General features: G+C 71.0%; 1 protein-coding gene. It reads left to right on the top strand.

The annotated features are described in order from the left end of the window. Positions 1-700 precede the first annotated feature (700 nt). Positions 701-3681 (top strand): glutamate synthase central domain-containing protein (locus DQW06_RS06580; protein WP_117198148.1); only part of this gene is annotated, 2981 nt, incomplete at its 3' end.

Genomic DNA, 3681 nt, shown 5'->3' with positions numbered 1-3681 from the left:
GCGGCGGGCCGTCAAGGGGGCGGTCGGCGCGGGCGGAGTCGCCGTCCGCGACCGGTACCCGCCCGGAGGCAGCGGAAGGGGGGCCGTCCGGGCCCGGAGGAGTCGCGTGCATGCACCGATCGTCCCACGCGCGCCGGGGCGGCGCGCGGCCCGCCGCCACCCAGGTCAGCGGCGCCGCCCGGTGAGGGGGATATCACTCGCGGACCCGCCCCCCGCCCTCTTGGGGACGCGGTTAACACCGGGGTAATGTGGGCGTGCGGCGTGTTGCGCCCGCATGCCCGAAGTGGCGTTCCCCACCTCCAAGGTTGGTGTTTCGGCCTCTTTGGGAGGTTTAGCGGGGTTCCCTCGTGGAAAAACCCGCTAGGCCAGCCCGCACCGGGAACCTCTCCCGGACCGTGCCCGAGCCCGCACACACCCGGGCGCGGCCAGGGGCCACCGGCGCACCGCGGCGCCACATGGTCTAGACCTGCGATTAACGTCGCGGCTGGACCGGCATGTATAAGGGAACCTGCCCGTCACGGGCGACCCCACCCGCCACCGGCGACCACGAGGACGTGGCCGCACGACGGAGGCGGCCACGGCGCCCACACGGCGGTCACCGCCGCACCACGCGGCGACACAACTCCATCCGCACGCAGCAGGGCCAACGTCGTCCCGGATGCGCTTTTCACGAAGCCAACGCAAGACGACAGGAGGGTAGATGCCTGCTGGCCAGGTGCGGCGTTCGTCCGTCCGAACGAACCCCGAGACCACTTCCCAGGGCCTGTACGACCCCGCTTTCGAGCACGACGCCTGCGGTGTGGGCTTCGTCGCCGACCTCACTGGACGTCGCAGCCACGACATCGTCGAGAAGGCGCTCACCGTACTCCGCAACCTCGACCACCGCGGAGCCTCCGGCGCCGACCCCGACGACGGCGACGGCGCGGGCATCCTCACCCAGATCCCGCACGAGCTCTACACCGAGGTCTGCGACTTCACCCTGCCCGAGGCGGGCGCCTACGCCACCGGCATCGGGTTCCTGCCCGCCGACGCCGCCGAGCGCGCCGCCGCCGTCGAACGCATCAACGCCATCGTCGCCGAAGAGGGCCTGACCCTGCTCGGCTGGCGCGAACTGCCCTTCGAACCCCAGTACAGCGGACCCGCCGCCCGCCAGGCCATGCCCTACTTCGGGCAGCTCTTCATCACCGGCACCCCCGGCACCGCCACCGAGGGCCTCACCGGCATCGAGCTGGAGCGCCACGCCTACTGCGTACGCAAGCGCGCCGAGCACGAGAGCGACGTCTACTTCCCGAGCCTGTCCCCGCGCACCATCGCCTACAAGGGCATGCTCACCACCCCGCAGCTGGAGCCGTTCTTCCCCGACCTGTCCGACCGGCGCTACGCCTCCGGCCTGGCCCTGGTCCACTCCCGCTTCTCCACCAACACCTTCCCCTCCTGGCCGCTCGCCCACCCGTTCCGCTACGTCGCGCACAACGGCGAGATCAACACCGTCAAGGGCAACCGCAACATGATGCGGGCGCGCGAGGCCAAGCTCGCCAGCGACCTCATCCCCGGCGAACTCGACCGGATCTTCCCCATCGTCGACCCCGACGACTCCGACACCGCGTCCTTCGACGACACCCTGGAACTGCTCCACCTGGGCGGACGCTCCCTGCCGCACGCGGTGCTCATGATGATCCCCGAGCCCTGGGAGAACCACACCGAGATGGACCCGGCCGTCCGGGCCTTCTACGAGTACCACTCCACCCTCATGGAGCCCTGGGACGGCCCCGCCTCGGTGTCCTTCACCGACGGCACCCTCGTCGGCGCGGTCCTGGACCGCAACGGCCTGCGCCCCGGCCGCTACTGGGTCACCGAGGACGGCCTCGTCGTGCTCGCCAGCGAGGCCGGCGTCCTGGACATCGACCCCGCCACCATCGTGCGCAAGGGACGCCTCCAGCCCGGCCGCATCTTCGTCGTCGACACCGCCCAGGGGCGCATCGTCGAGGACGAGGAGATCAAGGCCGAACTCGCCGCACAACACCCCTACCAGGAGTGGATCGACACCGGCGTCCTGCGCCTGGCCGACCTGCCCGACGCCCGACCCGTCCCGGTCACCGAACTCCAGCGCGCCCAGCAGGTCTTCGGCTACACCGAGGAGGAACTGCGCGTCATCCTCACCCCCATGGCCCGCACCGGCGCCGAACCCATCGGATCCATGGGCACCGACACCCCGGTGGCCGCGCTCTCCGAGCGCTCCCGCCAGCTCTTCGACTACTTCTCGCAGAACTTCGCCCAGGTCACCAACCCGCCCCTGGACGCCATCCGCGAGGAGATGGTCACCAGCCTGGCCACCCTCCTGGGCGCCGAGCACAACATCCTCGACGCCGCACCCGGCAGCACCCAGCGCCTGGTCCTGCCCACCCCGGTCGTCGACCAGGCCGAACTGGCCGCCATCGTCGCCGCCGGACGGGGCAACCCCGCCCTGAAGAGCTTCACCGTCGACGGCACCTACCCCGTCGACGGCGGCGGCGACGCGCTCTCCGCGCGCCTGGAGCAGATCAACACCGAGGTCTCCGCCGCCATCGCCGACGGCGCCCACATCCTCGTGCTCAGCGACCGCGGCGCCGACGCCGACCGCGCGCCCATCCCGTCGCTGCTGCTCACCGGCTCGGTCCACCACCACCTCGTCCGCGAGAAGACCCGCACCGAGGTCGGACTCCTCATCGAGGCCGCCGACGTGCGCGAATGCCACCACGTCGCCCTGCTCATCGGCTACGGCGCCTCCGCGGTCAACCCCTACCTGGCGCTGGCCACCGTCCGCGACCTCGTCGAACGCGGCACCATCGGCGGCGTCGACGCCGACCAGGCCGTCCGCAACACCGTCAAGGCGTACGGCAAGGGCGTCCTGAAGATCATGTCCAAGATCGGCGTGTCCACGGTCAGCTCCTACACCGGAGCCCAGATCTTCGAGGCCCTGGGCCTGGGCGCCGAGGTCATCGACCGCTGCTTCACCGGCACCACCTCCCGCCTGGGCGGCGTCGGCTTCGACGTCCTCGCCGAGGAGGTCGCCATCCGCCACCGCCGCGCCCACATCGCCAACCCCAGCGCCCACCGGCGCCTGGAGGTCGGCGGCGAGTACCAGTGGCGCCGCGAGGGCGAACCGCACCTGTTCAGCCCCGAGACCGTCTTCAAACTCCAGCACTCCACCCGCACCCGCCGGTACGAGATCTTCAAGGAGTACACCTCCCAGATCGACGACCAGTCCGAGAAGCTCATGACCCTGCGCGGTCTCCTGCGCTTCAAGGACGGCGTGCGCGAACCCGTGCCCGTCGACGAGGTCGAACCCGTCTCGGAGATCGTCAAGCGCTTCTCCACCGGAGCCATGTCCTACGGCTCCATCTCCGCCGAGGCCCACCAGACCCTCGCCATCGCGATGAACCGCCTCGGCGGCAAGTCCAACACCGGCGAGGGCGGCGAGGACCCCGACCGCTTCACCCCCGACGCCAACGGAGACCTGCGCCGCAGCTCCATCAAGCAGGTCGCCTCCGGCCGCTTCGGCGTCACCTCGCACTACCTCAGCAACGCCGACGACATCCAGATCAAGATGGCCCAGGGCGCCAAGCCCGGCGAGGGCGGCCAGCTGCCCGGCCACAAGGTCTACCCGTGGGTCGCCCAGACCCGCCACTCCACCCCCGGCGT

Origin of the sequence: Nocardiopsis sp. TNDT3 (assembly GCF_003427465.1) — a bacterium.
Taxonomy (GTDB): Bacteria; Actinomycetota; Actinomycetes; order Streptosporangiales; family Streptosporangiaceae; genus Nocardiopsis; species Nocardiopsis dassonvillei.
The sequence above is the reverse complement of the archived record's forward strand: the minus strand, read 5'-3'. Positions and strand labels throughout refer to the sequence as shown.